Origin of the sequence: Advenella kashmirensis WT001 (genome assembly GCF_000219915.2) — a bacterium.
GTDB lineage: Bacteria > Pseudomonadota > Gammaproteobacteria > Burkholderiales > Burkholderiaceae_B > Advenella > Advenella kashmirensis.
Genome location: NC_017964.1, coordinates 3,168,891 through 3,191,552 on the forward strand (window position 1 = coordinate 3,168,891; position 22,662 = coordinate 3,191,552).

The window sequence follows — 22,662 nt, forward strand, 5'->3', positions numbered from 1 at the left end:
TGCATCACGATTATGAAACCATTTGCCATTGCAGACACATTGCTGGAAAGCCGTTTTTTTCTGGGCACGGCAGGCTACCCGTCGCCCAAAGTATTGCAGGACGCCATCACTGCGTCGGGCGCTTCAGTCATTACTGTCGGACTCAAGCGGCAGCTCACCCCCTCGGCCTCCGGCGGGGCCGGTGCGGCGCTGGACAATTCCTTTTTTCAGATGCTCAAAGACTCCGGCCTGCATCTGCTGCCCAATACAGCAGGTTGCAAAACGGGTCGTGAAGCCATTACGCTGGCGCAGATGGCGCGGGAAATATTTGGAACGCACTGGATCAAACTGGAAGTGATTGGCGACGACTACACGCTGCAGCCCGATCCGATAGAGCTGATTCTTGCGGCCGAAGAACTGGCCAAAGATGGTTTTGAAGTATTTCCCTATTGCACAGACGATCTGGTAACCTGCCGTCGCCTGCTGGACGTCGGCTGCCGGCTGCTGATGCCCTGGGGAGCACCTATTGGGTCCGGGCAAGGCCTGACCAACCCGCATGGGCTGCGCATCCTGCGCGCACGCCTGCCGGACGTCCCGCTCATTGTTGACGCCGGCATCGGCTCGCCCATGGACGCCGTGCAAGCCATGCAAATGGGTTACGATGCCGTCCTGCTCAACTCGGCTGTATCGCAGGCCCACGAGCCGGTCAAAATGGCAGAAGCATTCAAGCTGGCTGTACAGGCCGGACGCCTGGGCTTTGAGGCAGGCATCATGGCCCGGCAAGACATGGCCGTTCCATCCACCCAGGTCACCGGCCGGCCCTTTCTGCTGTAAGCTTGCCACCCATGCGATGGTGGCGGGCAATGCTTCGCCTACGAAGGCAGCAGGTTTATACCGGCAGCAGCAACAAAGCTGCCCCATAGCCCGCCATCCCGGCCAGTACCGCAAACCCCGCGTTCCGGGTAAGCCTGGCGCACACGCCTGCCGCGACCAGACCACAAAAATAGCTTAGCACGCTGGTGGCGCCGGTGGCCTGCTGCAGATCGGAATACACCACGACAACCGTCATGGACACCAGCAGCGCCGGCCCCAGAATAACAAACCGACCCGAGGCCAGGCGGCCAAAAATCGTTGACTTGCGCATCAGCACAAATGGCAAGGCACGCGTCAGCCAGGTCACCACGGCCATGATAATAATAGCCAGCCAGAATTCAGTCTGTCCCATGAGACCTCCCCCCATATCTTTTTGCGGCGCTTCACCATTGTCTGAAAGCGCAGCCTGGTTTCCGGGCACAAAGCACAGCCAGGCGCTAACTGTCCCTGCCAGTATCGCAGGGGTTGTCCCGGCGTAGATCAGACACAGCAAGGTAATCACAGATGCAATAAGCAGCGCGCGCAGCATGGGCCGTTTTACGCTGAGCAGCGCCAGCGAAAAAAACAGGGCCACCAGGGCAAAACGTAAAATCTGGTCGACCTGCGGAAACTGTGCGGTCAAGCCTGATCCGGCGATCAGCCCGATGATGGTTCCGCCAATCCAGGACAACCATGCGGTCAGGCCCAGCCCCATATACCAGGCAAATTGCGCATTAGCCGGCTGATGCCCCATCGCATGAAAAGCGGTGGCGAACACTTCATCGGTCAGCAAAAATGCAGCTTGCAAACGCGATTGCAAGGCCTGAGGCAGCCATTTGGCGATGAGCGGACCGTAGAGCAGATGGCGCGCGTTGAGCAATGAAACCATGGCGACAATGCCCGGCAGCGGCGTACCCAGTTTAATGGCGGCAAGAATAAAAAACTGCGAGGCGCCGGCATAGACAAATACCGAGATCAGCACCGTCTCCCAGAACGACAGGCCCACGCCCTTGGCCGCGATCCCGTATGCCATGGCCACCGGTACATAACCGAGCAGCACCGGCACACCGGCCCGAACTCCATGTAAACCATTGCGTAACACCGACATGCTGACCGCCCCTCCTGTAACAGATCGCTATTACATCACAGGAGTTGAGCATAAATCCAGCGGCAACATCAGATGCCCATAAACATGTCCCGCTCGCAGCCCGTATGGTCTTGTGAGCGCCAATGCGCATGTGTTATCACCAAACACGCGTCGACGCCAGCGAGCCAGCTTGTGGTCGCACCGGGCACGGAGCATGGCATTGGACATTATCTATTTCAAGCGTCATTTATGACAGATTGTGCCGAGCCCAGAAATTATCCACCTCCTGCTCAGCCTGTGCTCGGGTCAGACCATACTTCTCCTGTAATACCCCGCACATTCTCTGCGCATCGCCGTCAACTTCGGTAATGTCGTCATCCGACAGATCGCCCCACCGTTCTTTAACCGCCTCCTTGACCTGTTCCCATGGAACGTCGTTATCGTCCGGATTCATCGCTTCCTCCTTGCATGGCAATACTGCGATCAGGTGAAAAACCAATCTTTATACTAACCGGTTCATTGACCAGAACAAGGCCCAGTTACATACGCTTAACAAGCGTAGGTAGTCGCAATAATCGGAGCTTCCGACATTTACGCGCAAACATCCCTGCGGGGTGCAAGCGCATCGGTCATTTGACGAGACATCGCCGCAATTTGCGCCGCTGCTTGCGACGTGAAATTTACCTGTTTTTACATATTCGGTTACACGCAACACTGCTGATTCGCATCACGACGGCCTCGCGCCCCAAATTGATTTGAGGCGCACCACCCGATGCCCGGATACGACGCGGCAGGACCTGATCGTTGTCTCTGCGTTGCGCATCGTGAAACAGGCCCGGAAAAATTCAATCTTTGTTCCGTGCGGCCACATAATTGAGAGTGCCGGCCAGGGTCGCCGCGGCCGGATCATCCAGTGGATGGCTGACCCCTTCTTCAACCGGCACAGACGGAAAATCAAACGGACTCACGCCTTCCAGACATGCAACATTCACACTGATTTGCGAAGGATCGAATCGTCTTCGATGGTGCGTATAGATGCCACAACGCGCGCAAAAATAATGCTCTGCGGTCATGGTATTGAACTGATAGCGCGTGAGCCATTGCCTGCCGGACTCGTAGACAATATCGCCAAGACCAGCCGTGGCCACAACGGCCCCTCTCATTGCGCAATAGGAACAATTGCAGCGCCTGACATTGCGCAACCCATCTGCGATCCTTACGGTAAACCGGACTGCGCCACAATGACAGGCGCCGTTATGCTTGAGATCGTCATTCAATGCCCTCTCCTTTTGTCAAAGCCAATCCGGATCAGCTGTCGCATCCAGGTTCTGGCATGGCGCAACAGCTGTGTGGCCATCCCGCCTGGGGATGGCCTGGTGCACAACAGAAAAATCATTCCAGCAAACTGCGCAGGACATATTGCATGATGCCGCCATGACGATAGTAGGCTGCCTCGCTGGGCGTATCGATGCGCACGATCGCGTCGAACTGCACACCATCGGCCTGAACCCTTACGGCCGTGGGCGTAATGTCCTGGTTCAACGTCACGATACCGGTGATGTCAAAAGTTTCTTTTCCCGTCAGTCCGAGCGTTGCGGCATTTTGCCCATCTGGAAATTGCAGTGGCAGCACGCCCATGCCCAGCAAATTCGACCGGTGAATCCGCTCATACGATTCCGCAATCACGGCCCTCACACCCAGCAATGCGGTCCCTTTTGCCGCCCAGTCGCGCGACGAACCGAGCCGTATTCCTTGCCGGCAAGAATGACCAGGGGAATACCTTTGTCTATATAGGATCGCGACGCCTCGAAAATGGTTGTCACCGGTTCATCACTGCGCGTGAAATCCCGCGTGAAACCGCCCTCGGTGCCTGGCGCAAGTTGATTGCGCAGACGTACGTTGGCAAACGTGCCGCGGATCATGACTTCATGATTGCCACGCCGCGATCCATAGGAGTTGAAGTCTTTGGGATCCACGCCATGCTCAGTGAGGTAGGCTGCGGCCGGCGAGGTTTTGGCAATAGAGCCGGCCGGACTGATATGGTCGGTCGTGACCGAATCACCCAGCATAGCCAGCACCCGCGCCCCCTGAATATCCGCGACCGGTTCGGGATGGCGCGCCATATTGTCGAAGTACGGCGGTTTGCGCGCATAGGTAGAAGCTTCATCCCAGTCGAACCGCTCGCCTTCGGGCGTAGACAAAGCACGCCAGCGCTCATCGCCGGCAAAGACATCGGCGTAGCCCGTCGTGTACATGTCGGACATGATGGCCGCATCCACCACTTCCTGTACTTGCGCGGCCGTTGGCCAAATATCACGCAGGTAAACATCTTGCCCATCGCTGCCCTGTCCCAGCGGCTCGTTAAACAGATCTATGTCCATGGTGCCGGCCAGGGCATAAGCCACCACCAACGGCGGTGACATCAGATAGTTCATCTTCACTTCAGCATGGATGCGGCCTTCAAAATTGCGGTTGCCCGACAGCACCGACACCACAGAGAGATCATGATCCGCGATCGCCTGACTCACTTCAGGAATAAGCGGACCGGAGTTACCGATACACGTTGTGCATCCATACCCCACCAGGTTGAATCCCAAGGCATCAAGATAGGGGGTCAAGCCGGCGCGTTCGTAATAGTCGGTCACCACCCGGGAACCGGGAGCAAGACTGGTCTTGACCCAGGGCTTGCGCTGCAGACCTTTTTCAACCGCCCGCTTGGCCAGCATCGCCGCCGCGATCATGACCGTAGGATTGGACGTGTTGGTACAGGAGGTAATGGCGGCAATCACCACCGAGCCATGATCGATATGCCCTTGCGTGCCGTCGCTAAACGTAATGGGAATCGGCGCGCGCGCCCGGCTGTTATCTGTCGGGGCGTATTCAACATGATCGGTTGGCTGATCCGACGATGAGTTTGGTTCCTCATGGGCAGGTGGATCTGATGCTGGAAAAGACTGGTCTACAACCTTGTCATAACCATGAGGTTTTTGCTCCGGTTCTCCGATAGACGTAGCAAGTGCCCCCCGAAATGCCGGTTTCGCATCCGACAGCGCAATACGATCCTGCGGACGCATGGGACCGGCGATAGATGGAACGACCTGCGATAAATCCAGTTCCAGTTTTTCCGAATAGCGTGGTTCGGCTTGCGGATCATGCCACAGCCCTTGCGCCTTGGCGTAAGCTTCGACCAGCGCAATCTGCTCCTGCGAGCGGCCCGTGAATGCAAGATAACGAAGGGTTTCTGCATCAATGGGGAAAATGGAAATCGTCGAGCCATATTCCGGGCTCATATTACCGATGGTCGCCCGGTTGGCCAGAGGTACAGACGCAACACCAGGCCCATAAAACTCAACGAATTTACCAACCACGCGATGCTTGCGCAACATTTCTGTAATCGTCAACACAAGGTCGGTCGCAGTCGTTCCTTCCGGTAGTGTTCCGGTCAGTTTGAAACCGACCACCCGTGGAATCAGCATGGAAATGGGCTGTCCCAGCATGGCCGCTTCAGCCTCAATGCCACCCACACCCCACGCAACAACACCCAGGCCGTTAACCATTGGCGTATGAGAGTCAGTTCCGACACAGGTATCCGGATAGCTACGTTCATGCCATCGTCATCAGCGGTGAAAACTACGCGCGACAAATGTTCCAGATTGACCTGGTGAACAATGCCGGTGCCGGGAGGTACCACCTTGAAGTCAGCAAATGCCTGCTGTCCCCAGCGAAGAAACTGGTAGCGTTCCAGGTTTCGTTGATATTCTATGTCGACGTTGCGTTCAAACGCATTAGCCTGTCCGAAAACGTCGACAATCACCGAGTGGTCAATGACCAGTTCTACCGGCGCCAGGGGATTGATCCGCTTGGGGTCGCCGCCCAGGGCGTGCATGGCCTCGCGCATGGCAGCCAGGTCCACAACCGCAGGCACGCCGGTGAAGTCCTGCAGCACCACGCGAGCCGGGGTAAAGGCAATTTCACGGTCAGGTTGTGCCTGCGGATCCCAGTCGGCAAGTGCGCGAATGTCTGCAGCCGTAATGTCCTTGCCATTTTCCGTACGCAACAGGTTTTCCAGCAGAATTTTCAGGCCGTAAGGAAGCGAGTCAACATCAAGCCCCTCCTTCTTTAACGCATCAAGCCGGTAGATTCGATATGATTGATCTCCACTTCGAGCACACTGCGGCGCCAAAACTATCCATACTTTTCATGATGTTTTCTCCTTGATCATAAACTTGCCTGGTCTGCGTCCACATCGCAAATGACTGCACGATTGGGACGCGGCTGCCATTGCCGGATACGGACTAACACAAGAGAGGCATCGCGGCGCGAACGATTGGCTCGAGCCTGTCACTATTGCCTGCTGACGACAACTGCGGCAACAAAGCTGACACATGCATCAGATCGGTCTGATACTGACGCCTGCATGCACACTGTTCGAGTTGTCATCATAAAAAACGCAGTGAATGCTTCCCCTTTTGTTAGCCTGTCGGTTAAATCACATTTGTTAACCACATCTATTACGCTGCGTGGGCAACGCTGTTTGCCCGCGCAGAAACGCTTTCGTTCCCACCTGCAACAAGCGCGCACGATGGGTGCCATCCAGAGTGACACCCCACACAAGGATCATGCCATAACTTGCCAGGGTATACAAACCGGTCTGGCGTTTAACGCATAAAGCATGAGGTTGCTGCCTTTTTCACAACATATAGGCGCCAGCAGATGTCAGACCACAGATCTGCTGATGGATGAAAGAATCGGAACCGGGAATCAAATGAAGAAACAGGCCAGGTATCACACCTGAAAATCACATCTGAAAATCTGACTTGGGATCTGAGCGAGAAATAAACTAAAGCGTCGTGTCAGATCAGATAAGGTCGCAGCACATGGACCGGACCAGCGGCCATGGCAGGAGGATAGCAGCTTCGCCCCGGCGGCATTGCGCCAGTCTTTCCGGGGCGACATGACAAGGCTGCTATTCCCAGACTACCAGCAACTTGCCTTGCTTGAATGGATGCGGCATGGTCTGGCTGTAAATACCATAAGTTGCATACAGGTGCTCGCGCGTCAGCACCCGTTCGGGCGTATCACAAATGACCAGCTTGCCATCGGCCAGCAGCGCAATGCGATCACAATACTGCGCAGCCAGATTGATATCATGGACAATAACCAGTACGCCCACTTTATCCTTGTGTGCCAGATCCGACACAATTCGGAAAAACGCATGCTGATGCTTCGGATCCAGGGCCGAGGTGGGTTCATCCATCAACAAATACCGCGTCTGGCCATCATGGCGCTGAGCCAGCAATTGCACCAGCACCCGGGCAAACTGTACCCGCTGTTTTTCACCGCCGGAAAGCGTTACCCATGATCGATCAAGCAGATCATGAACGCCTGCGGTCTGCGCGGCGTGCTGCAACAATGCATTGGCCTGGCCAGGATCCAGTTCCGGAAACGGGTATAGACCCATTTGAATAATTTCCAGGATACCCAGATCAAAGGTCAGCCCGCTGCCCTGGGGCAGCACGGCTCGCTGGCGCGCCTGATCCCGTGCCGACTGCGCAGTGGCCTCATGGCCGTTAATGTAAATGGTGCCGGTGTCGTGCGTGCGAACCTCCTGGTTTTCCTGCGCCAGGATGGACAACAATGTGGATTTTCCGGCGCCATTGGCGCCCAGCAGCGCCAGCACTTCGCCTCGTCTTATTTCAATTGAAATATCACGCAGTACCTGTCGCTGACCGCGTGTTGCGCAGATGTCGCTGCCGCGCATGCATTGCTCCATCACGGTCATCGCATATTCCTTTTTACCAGCAGCCAGAGAAAGAACGGGCCGCCGATCAGGCTGGTTACCAGGCCGATGGGCAGTTCCGCCGGAATCACTACCACACGCGCCAGCCAGTCTGCCAGCACCAGGGCCAGCGCACCGCCGGCCATGGAGGCAGGCAACAGATGACGATGGTTCGCGCCCATGATCATGCGCAGGCAATGTGGCACGACCAGTCCGACAAATCCGATGCCACCGGTCACTGCCACCAGTGGACCGACCAGCAGTGCAATGCCGACGATCAGGCGACGGCGCAGGTGCTTCATGGAAAATCCCAGATGCGTGACTTCGCGCTCGCCAAGCAGCAATGCATTAAGCGCGCGCCATTCCCGGCACAATAGCAAACAGATAACAAGTGTCCAGGGGCCGAGAAAGGCGATCGTGCGCCAGTTCGCAGACGCCAGGCTGCCCATGCCCCAGAAGGTCAGATCGCGCAGTTGGGTGTCTGTCGCAATATAGGTAAGCAAGCCGATCAGGCTGCCTGAAATGGCATTGATGGCAATACCGGCCAGCAGCAGTCCGGCCACACCAGCATAACGTCGCCCAACCAGATAAGCCAGCCATGTACTGAGCAGACTACCCGCGAACGCAGCAAATGAAATGACCCAGAAACCTGCGGCAGTAAGCACAATGGCCGAGACCGCCCCCAGCGCCGCGCCGGCCGAGACGCCGATCAGACCGGGTTCGGCCAGCGGATTGCGAAACAGTGCCTGCATGACCACGCCCGATAATGCCAGCGCCGCCCCCGTGACAATACCGAAGACAACCCGCGGCAACCGGATATCCAGAAAGATCTGACGCAGCAGCTGGGTTTCATCACCGTGCCCGCCTGTGAGCACCGGCCACCATTGCTGCACCGGAATGACTACCGCCCCGCTGAGACTGCCCAAAATAGTGGCTGCCAGCAATATGAGCAGCAGAATGGTAAAGGATTTTCTGACCCTGCCCTGACCTGGCGCAGCGTTAATTTGCATAGCCGGCAGCAGCCTTCAATTGCGAAATGGCCAGACTCACCCGCGGCCCCATACCCAGTGCAAGCAAATCATCCATGACCACAATGCGATTATTTTTGACCGCAGGCGTAAAGGCGATGGCCGGGTCCGACTTGAACTTATCAATGCCGCCAGCCGCTTGCAACGAACCGTTGGTAACGATGATCATTTCCGGTTTCAGCGCCAGCAAGCTCTCTGCAGAGACAGGTTTATAGCCGCGCTGCGACTTGAGCACATTCTCCAGGCCTGCCATTTCCATAATGGCACTGGCCGTTGTGTCGCCGCCGGCCATTAACTTGGACCCGGTGCGATTCAGAATCAGTACTGTGCGCAGGCTGTCGCTTGGTCTGGCCTGCGCCTGCTTCACATTCTCCTGAATCTCGGCGGCAAGCGCCTTGCCTTTTTCCGGTACGTCCAGAGCTTGGGCAATCTGCTCGATCCGCTCGTACAAAGAATCAATTGTCGGTTTATCTGAAACGGTCACCACTTCAACACCCACCGACCGGACTTTCTCGAGTGAGGCGGCCGGGCCGGCATTTTCAGAGGCAATCACAAGATCGGGCTTGAGCGACAGCACACCCTCGGCTGGGACGGCGCGATAATAGCCCACCCGTGGCAGTTTGGTCGCTGCCTCCGGATACAGACTGGACTGATCATCGGCCACCAGCTTGTGCTGCATTTGCAGATCGTAAATGATTTCCGTCACCGTGCCGCCCAGAGACACGACGCGCTGGGCCTGTTGGGCGTTGGCACCGCCACAGAAAAACCCGGCAGCAGCCAGTATGGCAAGGCAACGGGTGACGGCATTTTTTTTCATTGACTGCTTCCGTTTTGTTGATTTGTGCATGCCATCAGGCAGCCAGCGGTTGCTTGCAAAGCGATTCAAGCAGCTCACGCCATTGCCTGATCTCCGGTACGCCAGGCTTGCGCGCGCCGAAGAACTGCACAATTTGTTCACCATCTTCGGCATAGCCTTCGAGCGACGTCACCCAGCCATCTTCAGTAGGTTTGTTCACGATCCAGGTACTGTGGATGGCCGTGGTATTCAAATGCAGATTGAATTTCGGATCCAGAATATTAAACCAGGGGCCGGTCCGCATGAGTTTTTTGACCGGGCCCGAGTGAATCTGGATCATGCCTTTATTGCCGACAAAGCACATAATAGGCAGATCCGATTCGGCTGCTTGTTGCAGCATGACTTCGATTGCATCATTATCTACACGCTGCGCCAGATCATCGCCAGCACTTTCCAGCACCTGTACACGAGGCAGATTCCATTTTTTGAGCAGGCCTGCAAAATCATGGGTGTCGGTCATACCCAGCCAGTCTTCGCGCAGAGATTCCGGTGCTTCGCTGGCATAGGTCTTTGGTGCCGCAGGAGTCCGGTCAACCGGTGCAGGCTCCTGATGGGCCGCACGAAATTTTGCCACCAGCGCATCATATGCGGTCATGTCTGAATTGTCGGTGCAATACACTTTATGCAGGGCCATGCCTGCGCCGTCAAAAAACTGGATGCTCTTGCGGCCATTCTGGGTGACCGCCCAGGCATATTTCCAGCTGGAGAAAAACACCCGCAAGTCAAGATCTGCGCCCAGCACCAGACCAACCGGACCATGCCCCACCTTGACTGATTCATAACGCCCGTGGCGTTCGTGAACACACCATTCATTGCGCGTGAGCAACATCACCTCGCCCAGTGTTTGCAGCTCCTTGAAAATGGTTTGCGCTGCCCCTTCCAGCAGCGTGGCGTCAATATCACCACATTGGGCGGCGACCAGTTCCATTTCACTGACGTCCAGCTTTTCTGCCGCATTGCGTACGCGCATTTTGGGCTCATCCTGCAATAATGCATCGTAACGGGCTTTCAAATCAGTGCTCTGTTGTGTCATGAATATCTCTCTTATAGTAGCTAAACGGTTCTGACCGGGCGATCTTGCGACGGCCCGGCCAGTCTCAAATTTTTTGTCGGTCAATATTGATAGCTGACTGACACCCGCACATAGCGGCCTGCTTCGGAATAATAATCGACCGGACGAGCGATGGCGGTTGGGCCTGCGGTAGGCACGTTCAGCGCATTCCAATATTTCTTGTCAAACAAATTGACCACGCTAAGCTGGAACTTTACGCCCTTCAAACCGGCCGGCGCCCACCATCCGTGTACATCAAGCGTACCATAACCGGGAGCCTGAAAATCCGCATTCGGGGCACCTGCAGCAGCTTCCGGATACTGCACTTTATCGCGTTTGCCGGCCAGTGTCCATACTGTCTCTGCGCCCCACTGCGGCGTTCTGTAGCCCAGTGCCAGCGTGCCTTTGAGCGGCGCAACCGAATTCAGATGCTGGCCGGTTTCCAGGTCTTTGCCAACCGTCCATGCAACCGTCGCGCGGGTATACAAGTTGTCGTTAATATTCCAGTAGCCCATGGCTTCTGCGCCATAAATCCGGACACGAGCACGATTGGCATAAGTGGTCACACCATTTGGATACAGCCCTTGCTGCATCATGGCATAGAACGGAGAATCGGGACTGACTGGAACGTCGTTGTCGATGAAATCTTTGTAGCGCGTCTCAAATATATTCAAAGAACCACCAACAATCTGCCCCCGGGCCTGAAAACCCAGTTCCCAGCCGCGGCTGCGCTCGGGTTGCAGATTGGGATCGCCCTTGCGCATATAGTTGGCGGCAGACCCATACTGCAAAAAGAGCTCCGGTGCCGTGGGCGCCCGGTAGCCGTAACCATAGCGTGCAGTCACACGATAGACGTCCGACGCGTTCCAGGCAAACTCAAGAGAGGGAGAAACCTGATTGCCGCTGCGATTGCGCAGCTCACTCTCATACCCGTTCTGGTTGGATGCAAAGCCGCCACCGGTCTGGGGCTTGCGCGACCAGGAGTCGTATCGCAGGGCCGGGGTCAGCTCGAACTGGCCATCGTTCCATAGGAACGCATGACTGGCAAACAGCGACCAGTCGCGGCTTTTGACTTCGGGCGTATCGCCCTGGTTGGAATGCAGAAAGTCGCAGGTGCGAGGCCCCATGGGCGCAGGCAGACCGGCGGGAATTACCGGGCAGTTGTCTAACCCCGCTGAATATTGTTCATAGGTGTCGTCAGCAAATGTACCGGCCACGGTCCAGTGACCGCGCAACGCGGCATCGCCCCAATAGCCGCCAGCACTCAGATTGAGGCCCCAGCCTTTTTGTTCGATACTGTTATTGCGCTCGTAGGAGCCGTAGGGATAACCATATCGGTATGGATTCCCAGGAATTGCTACGGAACGCGGGTCAAACACTTTATTGCGAACGGCTTGCTGATTATTGTCCAGCCGGGTCTTGCTCCAGTACAGCTGGATTCCAGCCTGATCCAGGGCCGAGTATGCCTGCGTTGCCTTGTAGTTATAGTCTGCCCAGATACGATCGCGTTTTATTCTCTCGGTCAGTTCATTATTGCCGATTGCATAGGTGTTTGTATTCTGCTCGTGCATCTGGTCAATATCGCGATCCAGCCTGAAAGTGCTCGCCCCCAGGCCAAGCGTGTGGCCAGGCGCCAATTCGTGCTCGAGTCGCAGCCCCACATTCTTGCTGGTGTAATCGGCAGGATTCATCTTGCTGCGCGCCGCACCGTAGCCGCCGATATCGCCGCCATTCTTTTCTTCGCTACCAGTACGAATGCCGTACTGAATCAGCATTTTGGTTGAGGCTCCCAGTCTGGCTGCGAATGCCATGTCGCCACCAATGCTGTCATCCAGGCCATCATGCGTGCCCTTGACCAGCAAACCGATATTTTTGCCCTCTGTCAGCAAATCGTCGGGACGCAGTCCGCGCAGCATGACCGTACCCGTCAGGGCAGCAGCATTGCCGGCACCGGCCCCACGCACCACATCAACAGCCGACAGCGTATTGAAATTAATCGTTTCCATGCCGCCTTTTACGCCGCGGCTGCCATCATTCAACCATGGTAGCGGAATACCGTCTTCCAGAATCCGGACCCGATTACCATCCAGGCCTCGCATATTGACGCTTTTATCGCTGCGATTGAAATCCAGCCCAGGAATCAACCGCCCCAGGTCAGACCAGTTCTGAACTTGTCTGTCGGCGATCTCGGCCGCGCTGGTAGAGGTCTCCCAACTGGCCGCCGGACCTTCCGCCTGCGCTTGGACCGCGCCCAGCTTCGGCACAGGCGGATTGGAAGCCGCAACGGCATTACCGCTTCCAGTTCCGGCCTGTCCATGGGCAACGCTGGTGCAGAGCAACGATGCAAGAAGGGTCAGGCGAAAGGACGGCAAAGAGATTGTTTTCATAGTTGCGGCAATAGTAGTGAAGAAGATCTCGGCGTACCGAATGGGCCAAGCCAGAACCCTGGTGCCGAGATACATGTTGAAATAACTGAAACCGAATAATACTATGAATGATAATAGTTATCAATACCATTATTAATTATCACTATCCAAATCATCGATCCACCACCCCTTGCTGCGCGCTATCGTGCATGCAATACAGAAAATGACGAAACGAATACAGGAAGGACAGGACAAGTCCGTGTCCAAACGCGGATATTTAATGGTACTTCCGGGCACGCGCGCCTATTAGTCGCCGTCTTCCCAACCTTGATCGACAGAAAACAACAGCTTCGCTTTTATATTGTCATTGCGCAAAGGCGCCCAATATATGAAGATAGCGATAATCAGGAGCCGCTCATGGACAAAACCCCGCTTATTCATCATGCCCCTGCCCCGCATTGGGTGGGTAACGCTTTTCACGTACGGTCCATGTTCTCCTATGGGCAACGGAACATGAATCCCGATCCGTTTTTACTGCTAGATTATGCGCAGCCCCGACATTTTCCGCCCAGCCAGGAACGCCGCGGCGTGGGCGAGCACCCGCATCGCGGCTTTGAAACCATTACCATCGCCTACAAGGGTGAAGTGGAGCACCGGGACTCTTCGGGCGGCGGTGGCATCATCGCCGCGGGCGACGTCCAGTGGATGACGGCCGGCGCAGGCATCATGCACGACGAATTCTTTTCCGACGCGTATTCTACAAAAAGGGGGAGATTTCGAAATGGTGCAACTGTGGCTGAACCTGCCGGCGCGCGACAAAATGACGCCAGCGCGCTACCAGAGCATCACGGCTGACGATATCCCGACGGTCACTCTACCCGATGAGGCAGGTACCGTACGTGTCATTGCCGGTAAGTACAAAGACCATCAGGGCCGGCGGCCACGTTCACACCAGTCAACTTATGGGATACCAACCTGACGACAGGCAGCACGACCACATTCGAGCTGCCTGCAAATCATACGGTGATGCTGCTGGTGCGCCATGGCACCGTAGCTGTAAACGACAGCGCCGACGCCGGAGCCAGCCAACTGGTCACATTTGCCCAAGGCGGCACCACGATCACCATTCAGGCCAAAGAGGCGGCTGCCCTGCTGCTGATGAGTGGCGAACCCATCGCAGAGCCGATAGCCGGGTATGGTCCGTTTGTCATGAATACCGAAGAACAAATTCGTCAGGCGCTGGCCGACTTCAATGCCGGACAGTTCGGGCGTATCGGGCAGACCCGGAACCGCTCCGCTACCGAATAACTGACCGACTGCAGGCCCGGCCATAACTGGGCCCGCCGCGAACAAAAACTGGGGCCAACTACTGTCTGGCCGCAGCGCCACAACGGGCGTTACTGGATTACAGCAACAGCGCTTGCTCGGAGAGCACGATGCCATCGGCATCGCTATACAGGTACTGACCAGGGACAAACCGTACATTGCCGAACGTGACCGGGACATCAATCAGGCCCAGGCTGTTTTTACCGCTTTTGCGCGGATTGGTGCCCAGCGCCTTCACGCAAAAGTCCATGGCGTCAATCTGTTCACTGTCCCGGATGGCGCCATACACGATGATCCCGGACCAGCCGTTGTCCTGCCCCAGCTTGGCGATCATATCGCCTACCACGGCACAATGCAGGGAAGCAGCGGCATCCACCACCAACACGGCTCCCTGGCCTGGTTCGGACAGGACCTGACGAATGAAGGTATTGTCCTCATACACTTTGACCGTACGAACCTGCCCCGCAATGGCTCGTTTACGGCCGAAAAGCCTGAACTGGGTATCGCAGGATGGCAGCGACGGGTGCTGATCCATAATATCGCAAGTGATCAGCGCAGCAAGAGGTGAAGCAGACATGGCAAACTCCGGTAAAGGGTAGACTTGGACAGCCATTGTTATACCAGATCAGCGCCACTAAAAGCACCTCCTTTTGACCAACCGGCAGCTTTCGGGATCGGGCCAATGGTGTGAACAGCAACAAGACAACCGCTGCGCCGGCGCTAGCCTCCTGAATACAGGGCGTCAACCTCACGGTGCGTGGCAGGATGTGGCGCCAAAGCTGATCGGCCTGGCAACGCGTGAGCCGACGACGCGGACGACAACGGACCGACAGGCTTCATTAGCGAGCCTGTCGCAGCCGCCTGCTGTGGTATCTGCGCGCCCAACCCCTGCAACAGCGCCTGGTACTCCGGATTCTGCCGCAGTGTCTGTCGACCAGCCTCAATGAGCGCGTCCACATCCTTGCGATTGACAGTGAACAGCGTGGGAATGCGCAGCAAATGCCGACGTGGCACCGACAATCCTGCGGGCGCTTCACGCAGACTGACCGGCACAACGTGCAATTGCGCATCGGGCGCCAGCAATCCCTGCAACTGGGGATTGAGCGATTTTCTTAACGTAGCCCATTGCCTGCCAGTGTCCTGCACCATTTGCATGGTCTGCGTGGTGACCCGGCCCGACGTGCTGAACATAATCGTATCAAACACATCTGACAACGTAGGCACATTTTCGCTTTTGTCGATATTGACGCTGGGATCGCGCTCGGCATTGATTACTACAAATGCCACTTTCCTGACCGTACCCTTGCTGATCTGGCCGCGACGCAATTGACCAATACCGAGCGTGACGCGATCCATCAGGCCGCGCACGCCCAGGTTATCCGACAGCCTCCATCCACCAAATGGATATAGGGCCGATTTTTGCTATCCAGATAACCCAGCACATCCGAACGATAGGCGCGCATCCGGTAATCGCCCTGCAGCCTGGATACCTGCTCGCGTTTTCGGGCGGAATACGCACATTGTCCGGCATAATTTTTCAGCGTCAGCGGCGACAGCACCATTGGCACGGCGGCCGAAGATGCCACTGCAAATGACAGTGGCACCTTGCGGATGTCCGCACACATGGTCGCCAACTGATCAGGCGAAAACTCAAAACTCGTGCCCTGGGATAAATCGGTCGCCAGCACGATCAGGTCTGCATGCGGGTTGCGATATAAGTCATCGTAGGTTTTGCCCTCATAGAGCATATCCAGTTTCTGGGCCAGCACATGGCCACGGCCGACCGCAGGCGAGACCGCAGCGGCAAAATTTGCGGACTGAATATGGCGGACACCAGACTCTGCTGGAAATCCTTGTACAGATATTCGTTTTTAAACGCGGGAAAGGTCTTGCTGCCATTGAGCGCATAATAGGCAGCCACAATGCTGCCTCCCGATACGCCACGCACCACATCAACCTGGCTGAGCAGCGTTTGGGTCTGGCCGTTCCAGCGGATTTGCGTGTCGGCCAATTCCTTGAGCACCCCATAGCCGAATGCGGCTGCGCGCGCCCCGCCCCCGGAAATGCTGACAATGATAACAAAGGAAGGATCGGTCCTCTCGGTCAGCCGCGCCGTGTCAACGCCGGTATCAGGGGTACCCGGCGGCAGTGGCGGATTGCGCCATGGCGTAAGCGACGAGCAGGCCGAAAGCGCCGACAGTAATACGATGAAGACAAGTTTATGAATCCGCATGGCAGCCTATTTATGCGCAATGGTCCAGCCCGATACCATCAGACCCATACCGGCAAGCGCCAGCAGCAGACCGGTCCACTCCAGCCCCGATAATGAACTGCGGTCGACCAGATTGAGCCAGAGCACCGAGACCACCACATAGACTGCGCCATACGCCGCATAAACTCGGCCCGTGGCCACCGGATGCAGGGTCAGCAGCCAGGCAAACAGGATCAGCGACGCCAGGGATGCGAGCAACACCCACCCATTGCCATCACGGCGCAACCAGAAATAGAACAGATAGCAGCCGGCGATTTCCGCAATGGCAGTCAACGTGAACAGAAAAAAAACTCGCAGCACAACCGTCCCCACATGGATTCGAAACTGTGCTGATCATACCGCGTAAAACCGGCTGGCGTCTTAAACCCGCTGGCATTTCAAGTTGCGGCGGCGCCAGTTGCATCACTGCGCGCGTCCGCAAGCAGCAGGCCAGCAATGGCCTGGGTAACATCAGTCACCATGACATCAGGCCTGCTTCTATTTAATCACACCGCATACCATGCGCCCGCCCCCGCCGCCGAGTGGTTTGGGATGGTCTGAATAGTTATCGCCGCCTTCATGAATCATGAGTGCATGCTGCTGCACATCGGACAAGGCTTTGAGCCTTGGAGCCAACACCGGGTATGTCGATGTGCCATCGGCGGCGACAACCAGTCCCGGCAGGTCACCCAAATGGCCCTGCTCACTATATGGTCCTTCATGCTTGCCCGTTTTCTTCGGATCCAAATGGCCACCGGCAGCCTGGGCCGGCACCGTTTTGCCGTCTTTTTCAGCAGCATCACAACTGGCATTCTCGTGAACGTGAAAACCGTGCACGCCAGGCGCAAGTCCTTTGAGATCAGGCGTCAAGAGCAAACCAAAAGGGGTCTCGCTGATGGTCACCTCGCCCATTGCCTTGCCCGTTCCCGACGTAGTGGCCTCATTCATAGTCACTTTCAGTTCGGCCGCACCTGCTGTGGATATCATTCCTGTACATAACATGCCTGCCAGTAACAATTTTTCCAATTTCATGGCGTACTCCTCAATGAAAATCAACAAAATAAAAGGCTAACATTCAAACCGAAGCGATCAAATCAATGTTTCAATTGCTTATAACTGGATGCAAATCTGTCATGAATGCCGACATCAATAACAGCTGTTAATGGCAACTGTCATTGCGGGCGCATTATGGCCCGCCGCGCAAAGCCAGAAAGCAGATCGAAAAAGCCAGCGCCTGGCCGCCGTACTCACCTGCCCTGGCAGAGACTATCAGAACGGAAAAGCCGGGGTTTCAAAAAGACAAAGCGTACGCTAAGGGTTTTACCTGTGTGGATTACTGTATATATCCTGTCTAATAGCTAAAAAAATAAGGTGGGGACAACATGAATTCGGATTTAATCCTGATCGCTTTACTGGACGGTCTGTCATACGCCGGCCTGCTCTTTCTGGTGTCGCTCGGGCTCACGCTGATCTTTGGCGTGATGGGCATTCTCAACGTCGCCCACGGCGCATTCTATGCCTATGGCGGCTATGCAGCTGCAACGCTCATCGCCGTGTATGCGCCAACCACAGAGTCGGCACTGCTGCCCTTGCTCTCGCTGTTTCTGGTGGCCATTATTGTCGGCATCATACTGGGCTCGGTTGTCGAATTTGTGCTGATACGCAGGACGCATGGCTACGACCCCATTCTGAAACTGCTGCTGACATTCGGCGCCTTTCTGATCTTTGAGGATCTGCAAAAATTCATCTGGGGCGCGCAGCCCTATACCGCCAGCGAAGTTGTGGGGCGCCTGGGAAATATAGAGATGGGCAACATCACCTATACAACCTACCAATTATTGATTATCCCCGGCACCGCCCTCATTGCGTACGTGGTCCTGGTCTATTTTCTCAGGTACACCAGGCTTGGCAAACAGATTGTTGCCATTACCCATAACAGCGAAGTGGCCACTGCAATGGGCATCAATGCCAGGCGCATCAGCTATTTCACATTTGTCATCGGCACCATTCTGGGCGTGCTGGGCGGGGCGCTTGCATCGCCTACCACTTCGCTGGTTCCCGGCGTGGGCGCCGATATGGTGGTCCTGTCCTTTGCGGTGGTCGCCACCGCCGGGCTGGGGCAGATTACCGGCGCACTGATTGCCGCAATACTGATAGGCGTCATACGGTCATTCTCTATCTACCTGGCGCCGGAAGTGGAAGTGGCTGTGCCTTACATCATCATGGTGCTGGTCCTGATATTCAGGCCCAACGGATTATTCAAAGTAGCACAGGCCAGAACAATATGAAAATTTATATACTCAGTCTGGTCTCGGCACTGTTTGTGCTGCTCTGCGGCTACCTGGTACCCTGGACCATCACGCCCCTGATTATCGGCCTGACTTATGCCATTGCCGCGCTGGGCATTTCAGTGATGCTGCGCGCCGGCCAGGTGTCATTCGGGCATGCCATGTATGCATCGGTCGCCGCTTACAGCATTGCCTTTATCTCCCGGATGCGACCCGAGACCGATGTCATCGTGCTCATCGTGTGCAGCGTGGTGATCGCCACCTTGTTCAGCGCCTTGATCGGCATTTTTGTTGTCCGGTACCGGGGTATTTTCTTCGGTATGCTCAATCTTGCCTTAAGCATGGTGTTGTTTGCTCTCACTACCAAATTCTACGACATTACCGGTGGCACCGACGGCATCCGTGTGAGCAGACCGACCGTTGCGGGCATTGCGCTTGAGCGAAGCGCTTTTGAATTTACGCTGATGTGCATCGCCCTGGCCGGTTCATTGCTCATTGCGTGGGCTGTACAGCGCTACTTCCGCTCGGGCAACGGCCAGGCGCTGGCAGCGATCAAGACCAACGAAACCCGACTGGAGTATCTGGGGATTTCGCCGCGCCACGTACTATGGAAGGGTTATATATTATCCGGCGCCGTGGTGGGTTTTTCCGGCGCCATCCTGGCCCTGGTGCAGGGGCTGGTCACGCCCGATGTCGGCACCTGGCTACGTTCAGCAGAGTACGTGTATATCACGATTCTGGGTGGCGCTGCCCATGTTAGCGGTGCATTTATCGGCGCCGCTATCTTTGAAACCGTCAAGCTGATTTCTTCGGCCTATTTCCCTGGTTTCTGGCAGGCCATTCTGGGACTGACGCTGATCCTGGTTATTTTCGTTGTGCCTAACGGGGTGGTAGCCAGATCATGAGAAAACACCAACTGAAGCGAGCCTGGGGAAGATAAGCGATGGAACCACTAGTAAAGACGCAAAATCTCAATCTCGCATTTGGCGGCGTTGTCGCGGCCGATCAGATCAACTTTGAACTGCATGAGGGCGAACGGCTGGCTGTTATCGGCCAGAATGGCGCTGGCAAAACGACCTTCATTAACATCTGCACAGGGTATCTGAAGCCCGATTCGGGCACCGTCTACTTTGCCGGCAAGGACATTACCGCCCTGTCGCCCCGCAAGATTGTCCGCCTTGGCATGGGAAGATCCTTTCAGCTTCCTCAGCTGTTTACCGAACATACCGTAAGCGAATGCATTCAAATTGCAGCGGCAAGCAGAAATACCCGCCTGAGCTATTTCCAGCCATTGAGTCGTCTGGCCGACCGCCGTGAAGTAGAGGAAACACTGGAACTGGTAGGCCTGTCGCAGGATGCCGATGCGCTTTCAGTGGATCTGCCGGAGGGCAAGAAAAAATTGCTGGATGTTGCCATGGCCCTGTCGCTGCGTCCACGTCTGCTGATTATGGATGAACCGACTAGCGGTGTGGCATCGGAAGATAAGCACAGTCTGATGCAATTGGTTATGGATGCGCTTGAACAGCGCAAGGTCACCAGCTGGTTTGTCGAACATGATGAGGATATCGTGGCGCGCTATGCCACCCGCGTTGCGGCCTGGATTTCCGGAAAAATCGCCGCCGACGGCAGCCCGTCCGAGGTCCTGAACAATCCGCTGGTGCGCAGCGCCGTGCTTGGAGACCATTGATGCTCAGTTTGAATAACGTAAGTGTCGATCTGGCGGGCAATCAGATCCTCAGAAACATCACGGCAACGTTCGATAGCGGGTTGACCATCGGCATTGTCGGGCGCAATGGTGCAGGCAAAACCACGCTGCTGCGCGCCATGATGGGACTGATCAAGGTGCGCAGCGGCGACATCCGTTTTGATGACGCCAATCTGACCGCGCTTGCGGGTCACGCCAGAGCGGCACTGCATATTGGCTATGCGCCGGAGAACCGGGTTATTTTCCCGACATTGTCAGTGGAACAGAATCTGCGTCTGCCGTGCGAAGTACAGAACATGAGTGCCGGCGCGATAAAAGCTCGCCTGGAGTGTGTACTGCAAGCCATACCACAGCTGGCGCCCATGCTGGACCGCTCGGGGTCGGCCTTATCGGGCGGCCAGGGCAAGATGGTGGCGCTGGGACGCGCGGTAATGATCGGCACAAGACTACTGCTTCTGGACGAACCCTTTCAGGGCCTGGCGCCACGATTGGGCGCCGAGTATACCGAAGCGCTGAACCGGTTAAAGCAGCTTGAGCCCGAGCTGAGCATCGTCATTACAGAATCAAATATCAAGCTGCTGGGAGATATTCCAAATCAAATATGGAATATTGAACGCGGAGAAATGAGCTTATATGCAAATCAAAGGATAACTGAAAATGCCGCAAATGATTATTAATGGACGCAAGACAAATGCAATATCCGGACAGATGCTGGATGTGATTTCACCGGTAGATGGCGCCGTTTTTACCCAGATTCCACGAGGCGATGAGGCCGATATCGACCTGGCAGTCAAGGCCGCAAGAATTGCCGCTGAAGGCCCCTGGAAAAAATTCACGGCACTCGAACGTGGTCGACTGCTGGTCAAATTAAGCGGACTGATTCTGGAGAACGCAGAACAACTGTCCCAGCTGGAAGCCAAGGATACCGGCAAGGCCATTTCCTCTGCAAGAAACGATATCCAGGTGATGGCCCGCTATTTTGAGTTCTATGGTACCGCCGCCGACAAGGTGCATGGCGAGGTGATTCCCTTTTTGAACGGCTACTCGGTCCAGGCCATCAGAGAGCCTCTGGGTGTGACTGCACATATCATTCCCTGGAACTATCCGGCGCAAATGGTAGGCAGAAGTGTTGCGCCATCGCTGGCGATGGGCAATGCATGTGTGGTTAAGCCAGCCGAAGATGCCTGCCTGTCGGTAATCCGGGTAGCAGAACTGGCGCTGGAAGCAGGCCTGCCTGCCGGCGTATTCAATGTGGTCACCGGCTGGGCGAGGAAGCCGGCGCCAGCCTGTCCGCGCACGAAGACATCAACTTCGTTACCTTCACAGGTTCCAATGAAGTGGGTGTGCTGGTGCAAAAAGCCGCCGCCGAGCATGCGGTCAAGTGTGTGCTGGAACTGGGTGGGAAATCCGCTCATGTAGTGTTTAACGATGTCAATATGAAGCTGGCCGTTCCGGCCATTGTCAAAGGCATTATCGCCAACACCGGCCAGACCTGCACGGCGGGCAGCCGTCTGTTGATTCAGCGCGATATTTTCAACGAATTCATCGACCTGGTTGCCGAAGAATTTTCAAAAACCAAAGTGGGCACACCAGACATGGATTTGAGCTGCGGCCCGGTGATCAATAAGTCGCAATTTGACCGGGTCAACCGCTATCTGGAACAAGGTAAAAAAGACGGCCTGAAAATACTTGCGCAGGGACAGATCCAAGCCGGTGTTCCGGACGGGGGCTATTACGTCACGCCAACCCTGTTTGTTGCCGACAACCATGACAGCGATCTGTTGATGCAGGAAATTTTCGGACCAGTGCTGGTGGCACTGGCTTTTGATACCGAAGAGCAAGCCGTGCATCTGGCAAACATTACCGATTACGGCCTGATGGCCGCTGTCTGGAGCGAGAATGGGGGCATCCAGCAGCGGGTAGCCAAGGAATTGAAATGCGGACAGGTTTATATCAATGGCTTTGGTGCCGGCGGCGGGGTTGAACTGCCTTTTGGCGGCGTCAAGCGTAGCGGACACGGACGTGAGAAAGGCCTGGTTGCGCTTGAGGAAATGAGCACCACCAAAACAATCATTCACTATCACGGTTAATCCC

Annotated in this window: 19 protein-coding genes and 3 pseudogenes; 7 read left to right on the forward strand and 15 right to left on the reverse strand. The window is 55.9% G+C overall.

Translation table 11 applies throughout. From position 1 onward, the window contains the following. The first annotated feature begins 12 nt into the window (after window positions 1-12). Window positions 13-813: a thiazole synthase gene (locus TKWG_RS14910; RefSeq protein ID WP_014751638.1), complete on the forward strand. Its 801-nt coding sequence runs from the start codon at window positions 13-15 to the stop codon at window positions 811-813. A gap of 55 nt (window positions 814-868) precedes the next feature. On the opposite strand, the gene TKWG_RS22665 is transcribed toward TKWG_RS14910, so the two are convergent. The 9 genes and pseudogenes from TKWG_RS22665 to TKWG_RS14955 all read right to left on the reverse strand — a co-directional run bounded on the left by TKWG_RS22665 (window position 869) and on the right by TKWG_RS14955 (window position 13,019). Continuing rightward, window positions 869-1,939, reverse strand: coding sequence for an AzlC family ABC transporter permease (locus tag TKWG_RS22665; protein WP_014751639.1), 1,071 nt, complete (start codon window positions 1,937-1,939; stop codon window positions 869-871). A gap of 226 nt (window positions 1,940-2,165) precedes the next feature. Next, a complete protein-coding gene (locus tag TKWG_RS14920) occupies window positions 2,166-2,372 on the reverse strand; it encodes a CsbD family protein (RefSeq protein ID WP_014751640.1) in 207 nt (68 codons plus the stop codon). A gap of 391 nt (window positions 2,373-2,763) precedes the next feature. Continuing rightward, entirely contained in the window at window positions 2,764-3,195 is a 432-nt protein-coding gene (locus TKWG_RS14925; protein ID WP_041709569.1) for a GFA family protein, read from the reverse strand. A gap of 115 nt (window positions 3,196-3,310) precedes the next feature. Then, window positions 3,311-6,107, reverse strand: a pseudogene (locus TKWG_RS14930) (aconitate hydratase). 777 nt (window positions 6,108-6,884) lie between these two features. Then, entirely contained in the window at window positions 6,885-7,700 is an 816-nt protein-coding gene (locus TKWG_RS14935; protein ID WP_014751642.1) for a heme ABC transporter ATP-binding protein, read from the reverse strand. Continuing rightward, entirely contained in the window at window positions 7,697-8,707 is a 1,011-nt protein-coding gene (locus TKWG_RS14940; protein WP_014751643.1) for a FecCD family ABC transporter permease, read from the reverse strand. Before TKWG_RS14940 ends, TKWG_RS14935 begins: the two co-directional genes overlap by 4 nt. Beyond that, window positions 8,697-9,542 (reverse strand): heme/hemin ABC transporter substrate-binding protein, encoded by an 846-nt coding sequence (locus TKWG_RS14945; RefSeq protein WP_081489399.1) that lies wholly within the window; start codon window positions 9,540-9,542, stop codon window positions 8,697-8,699. Before TKWG_RS14945 ends, TKWG_RS14940 begins: the two co-directional genes overlap by 11 nt. A 34-nt stretch (window positions 9,543-9,576) precedes the next feature. Continuing rightward, window positions 9,577-10,614 (reverse strand): hemin-degrading factor, encoded by a 1,038-nt coding sequence (locus TKWG_RS14950; RefSeq protein WP_014751645.1) that lies wholly within the window; start codon window positions 10,612-10,614, stop codon window positions 9,577-9,579. A gap of 80 nt (window positions 10,615-10,694) precedes the next feature. Continuing rightward, window positions 10,695-13,019: a TonB-dependent hemoglobin/transferrin/lactoferrin family receptor gene (locus TKWG_RS14955; protein WP_050981626.1), complete on the reverse strand. Its 2,325-nt coding sequence runs from the start codon at window positions 13,017-13,019 to the stop codon at window positions 10,695-10,697. 396 nt (window positions 13,020-13,415) lie between these two features. On the opposite strand from TKWG_RS14955, the pseudogene TKWG_RS23305 reads away from it, so the two are divergent. Beyond that, a pseudogene (locus TKWG_RS23305) lies at window positions 13,416-14,306 on the forward strand (pirin family protein). A 97-nt stretch (window positions 14,307-14,403) separates the two neighbouring features. Here TKWG_RS23305 and rraA read toward each other — a convergent pair. The 6 genes from rraA to sodC all read right to left on the reverse strand — a co-directional run bounded on the left by rraA (window position 14,404) and on the right by sodC (window position 17,607). Further along, a complete protein-coding gene (gene rraA, locus TKWG_RS14965; RefSeq protein WP_014751650.1) occupies window positions 14,404-14,901 on the reverse strand; it encodes a ribonuclease E activity regulator RraA in 498 nt (165 codons plus the stop codon). 143 nt (window positions 14,902-15,044) lie between these two features. After that, complete coding sequence (locus TKWG_RS25180; protein ID WP_050981627.1) at window positions 15,045-15,692, reverse strand: hypothetical protein; 648 nt, start codon at window positions 15,690-15,692, stop codon at window positions 15,045-15,047. Continuing rightward, entirely contained in the window at window positions 15,680-16,072 is a 393-nt protein-coding gene (locus TKWG_RS25185) for a hypothetical protein (RefSeq protein ID WP_238534189.1), read from the reverse strand. The genes TKWG_RS25180 and TKWG_RS25185 overlap by 13 nt, the downstream gene beginning before the upstream one ends. Next, window positions 16,015-16,557 (reverse strand): patatin-like phospholipase family protein, encoded by a 543-nt coding sequence (locus tag TKWG_RS25190; RefSeq protein ID WP_050981629.1) that lies wholly within the window; start codon window positions 16,555-16,557, stop codon window positions 16,015-16,017. The genes TKWG_RS25185 and TKWG_RS25190 overlap by 58 nt, the downstream gene beginning before the upstream one ends. Before the next feature lie 6 nt (window positions 16,558-16,563). Further along, the gene (locus TKWG_RS14975) at window positions 16,564-16,896 is read right to left on the reverse strand and encodes a YnfA family protein (RefSeq protein ID WP_014751651.1); all 333 of its coding nucleotides are present in this window, start codon (window positions 16,894-16,896) and stop codon (window positions 16,564-16,566) included. Between the two features lie 177 nt (window positions 16,897-17,073). Further along, complete coding sequence (gene sodC / locus TKWG_RS14980; RefSeq protein ID WP_014751652.1) at window positions 17,074-17,607, reverse strand: superoxide dismutase family protein; 534 nt, start codon at window positions 17,605-17,607, stop codon at window positions 17,074-17,076. Between the two features lie 350 nt (window positions 17,608-17,957). On the opposite strand from sodC, the gene TKWG_RS14990 reads away from it, so the two are divergent. The 5 genes and pseudogenes from TKWG_RS14990 (at window position 17,958) to TKWG_RS15010 (ending at window position 22,658) form a co-directional block, all read left to right on the forward strand. After that, window positions 17,958-18,863 (forward strand): branched-chain amino acid ABC transporter permease, encoded by a 906-nt coding sequence (locus tag TKWG_RS14990; RefSeq protein WP_014751653.1) that lies wholly within the window; start codon window positions 17,958-17,960, stop codon window positions 18,861-18,863. Further along, window positions 18,860-19,768, forward strand: coding sequence for a branched-chain amino acid ABC transporter permease (locus TKWG_RS14995; protein WP_014751654.1), 909 nt, complete (start codon window positions 18,860-18,862; stop codon window positions 19,766-19,768). The genes TKWG_RS14990 and TKWG_RS14995 overlap by 4 nt, the downstream gene beginning before the upstream one ends. A 38-nt stretch (window positions 19,769-19,806) precedes the next feature. Then, on the forward strand, window positions 19,807-20,550 hold the full coding sequence (locus TKWG_RS15000) for an ABC transporter ATP-binding protein (protein WP_014751655.1): 744 nt from the start codon (window positions 19,807-19,809) through the stop codon (window positions 20,548-20,550). Next, window positions 20,550-21,245, forward strand: coding sequence for an ABC transporter ATP-binding protein (locus tag TKWG_RS15005; protein WP_014751656.1), 696 nt, complete (start codon window positions 20,550-20,552; stop codon window positions 21,243-21,245). Before TKWG_RS15000 ends, TKWG_RS15005 begins: the two co-directional genes overlap by 1 nt. After that, window positions 21,226-22,658, forward strand: a pseudogene (locus TKWG_RS15010) (aldehyde dehydrogenase family protein). The gene TKWG_RS15005 and the pseudogene TKWG_RS15010 overlap by 20 nt, the downstream one beginning before the upstream one ends. Window positions 22,659-22,662 lie beyond the last annotated feature (4 nt).

What these genes read in the sequence shown, in the direction of transcription:
- TKWG_RS22665 (WP_014751639.1), bottom strand. Translation starts at nt 1,939, where the DNA reads ATGTCGGTGTTACGCAATGGTTTACATGGAGTTCGGGCCGGTGTGCCG.
- TKWG_RS15000 (WP_014751655.1), top strand. Translation starts at nt 19,807, where the DNA reads ATGGAACCACTAGTAAAGACGCAAAATCTCAATCTCGCATTTGGCGGC.
- TKWG_RS14935 (WP_014751642.1), bottom strand. Translation starts at nt 7,700, where the DNA reads ATGACCGTGATGGAGCAATGCATGCGCGGCAGCGACATCTGCGCAACA.
- TKWG_RS14940 (WP_014751643.1), bottom strand. Translation starts at nt 8,707, where the DNA reads ATGCAAATTAACGCTGCGCCAGGTCAGGGCAGGGTCAGAAAATCCTTT.
- TKWG_RS14995 (WP_014751654.1), top strand. Translation starts at nt 18,860, where the DNA reads ATGAAAATTTATATACTCAGTCTGGTCTCGGCACTGTTTGTGCTGCTC.
- TKWG_RS14990 (WP_014751653.1), top strand. Translation starts at nt 17,958, where the DNA reads ATGAATTCGGATTTAATCCTGATCGCTTTACTGGACGGTCTGTCATAC.
- TKWG_RS14955 (WP_050981626.1), bottom strand. Translation starts at nt 13,019, where the DNA reads ATGAAAACAATCTCTTTGCCGTCCTTTCGCCTGACCCTTCTTGCATCG.
- TKWG_RS14945 (WP_081489399.1), bottom strand. Translation starts at nt 9,542, where the DNA reads ATGAAAAAAAATGCCGTCACCCGTTGCCTTGCCATACTGGCTGCTGCC.
- TKWG_RS25190 (WP_050981629.1), bottom strand. Translation starts at nt 16,557, where the DNA reads ATGCGGATTCATAAACTTGTCTTCATCGTATTACTGTCGGCGCTTTCG.
- rraA (WP_014751650.1), bottom strand. Translation starts at nt 14,901, where the DNA reads ATGTCTGCTTCACCTCTTGCTGCGCTGATCACTTGCGATATTATGGAT.
- TKWG_RS14920 (WP_014751640.1), bottom strand. Translation starts at nt 2,372, where the DNA reads ATGAATCCGGACGATAACGACGTTCCATGGGAACAGGTCAAGGAGGCG.
- sodC (WP_014751652.1), bottom strand. Translation starts at nt 17,607, where the DNA reads ATGAAATTGGAAAAATTGTTACTGGCAGGCATGTTATGTACAGGAATG.
- TKWG_RS14950 (WP_014751645.1), bottom strand. Translation starts at nt 10,614, where the DNA reads ATGACACAACAGAGCACTGATTTGAAAGCCCGTTACGATGCATTATTG.
- TKWG_RS14910 (WP_014751638.1), top strand. Translation starts at nt 13, where the DNA reads ATGAAACCATTTGCCATTGCAGACACATTGCTGGAAAGCCGTTTTTTT.
- TKWG_RS15005 (WP_014751656.1), top strand. Translation starts at nt 20,550, where the DNA reads ATGCTCAGTTTGAATAACGTAAGTGTCGATCTGGCGGGCAATCAGATC.
- TKWG_RS25185 (WP_238534189.1), bottom strand. Translation starts at nt 16,072, where the DNA reads ATGCTCTATGAGGGCAAAACCTACGATGACTTATATCGCAACCCGCAT.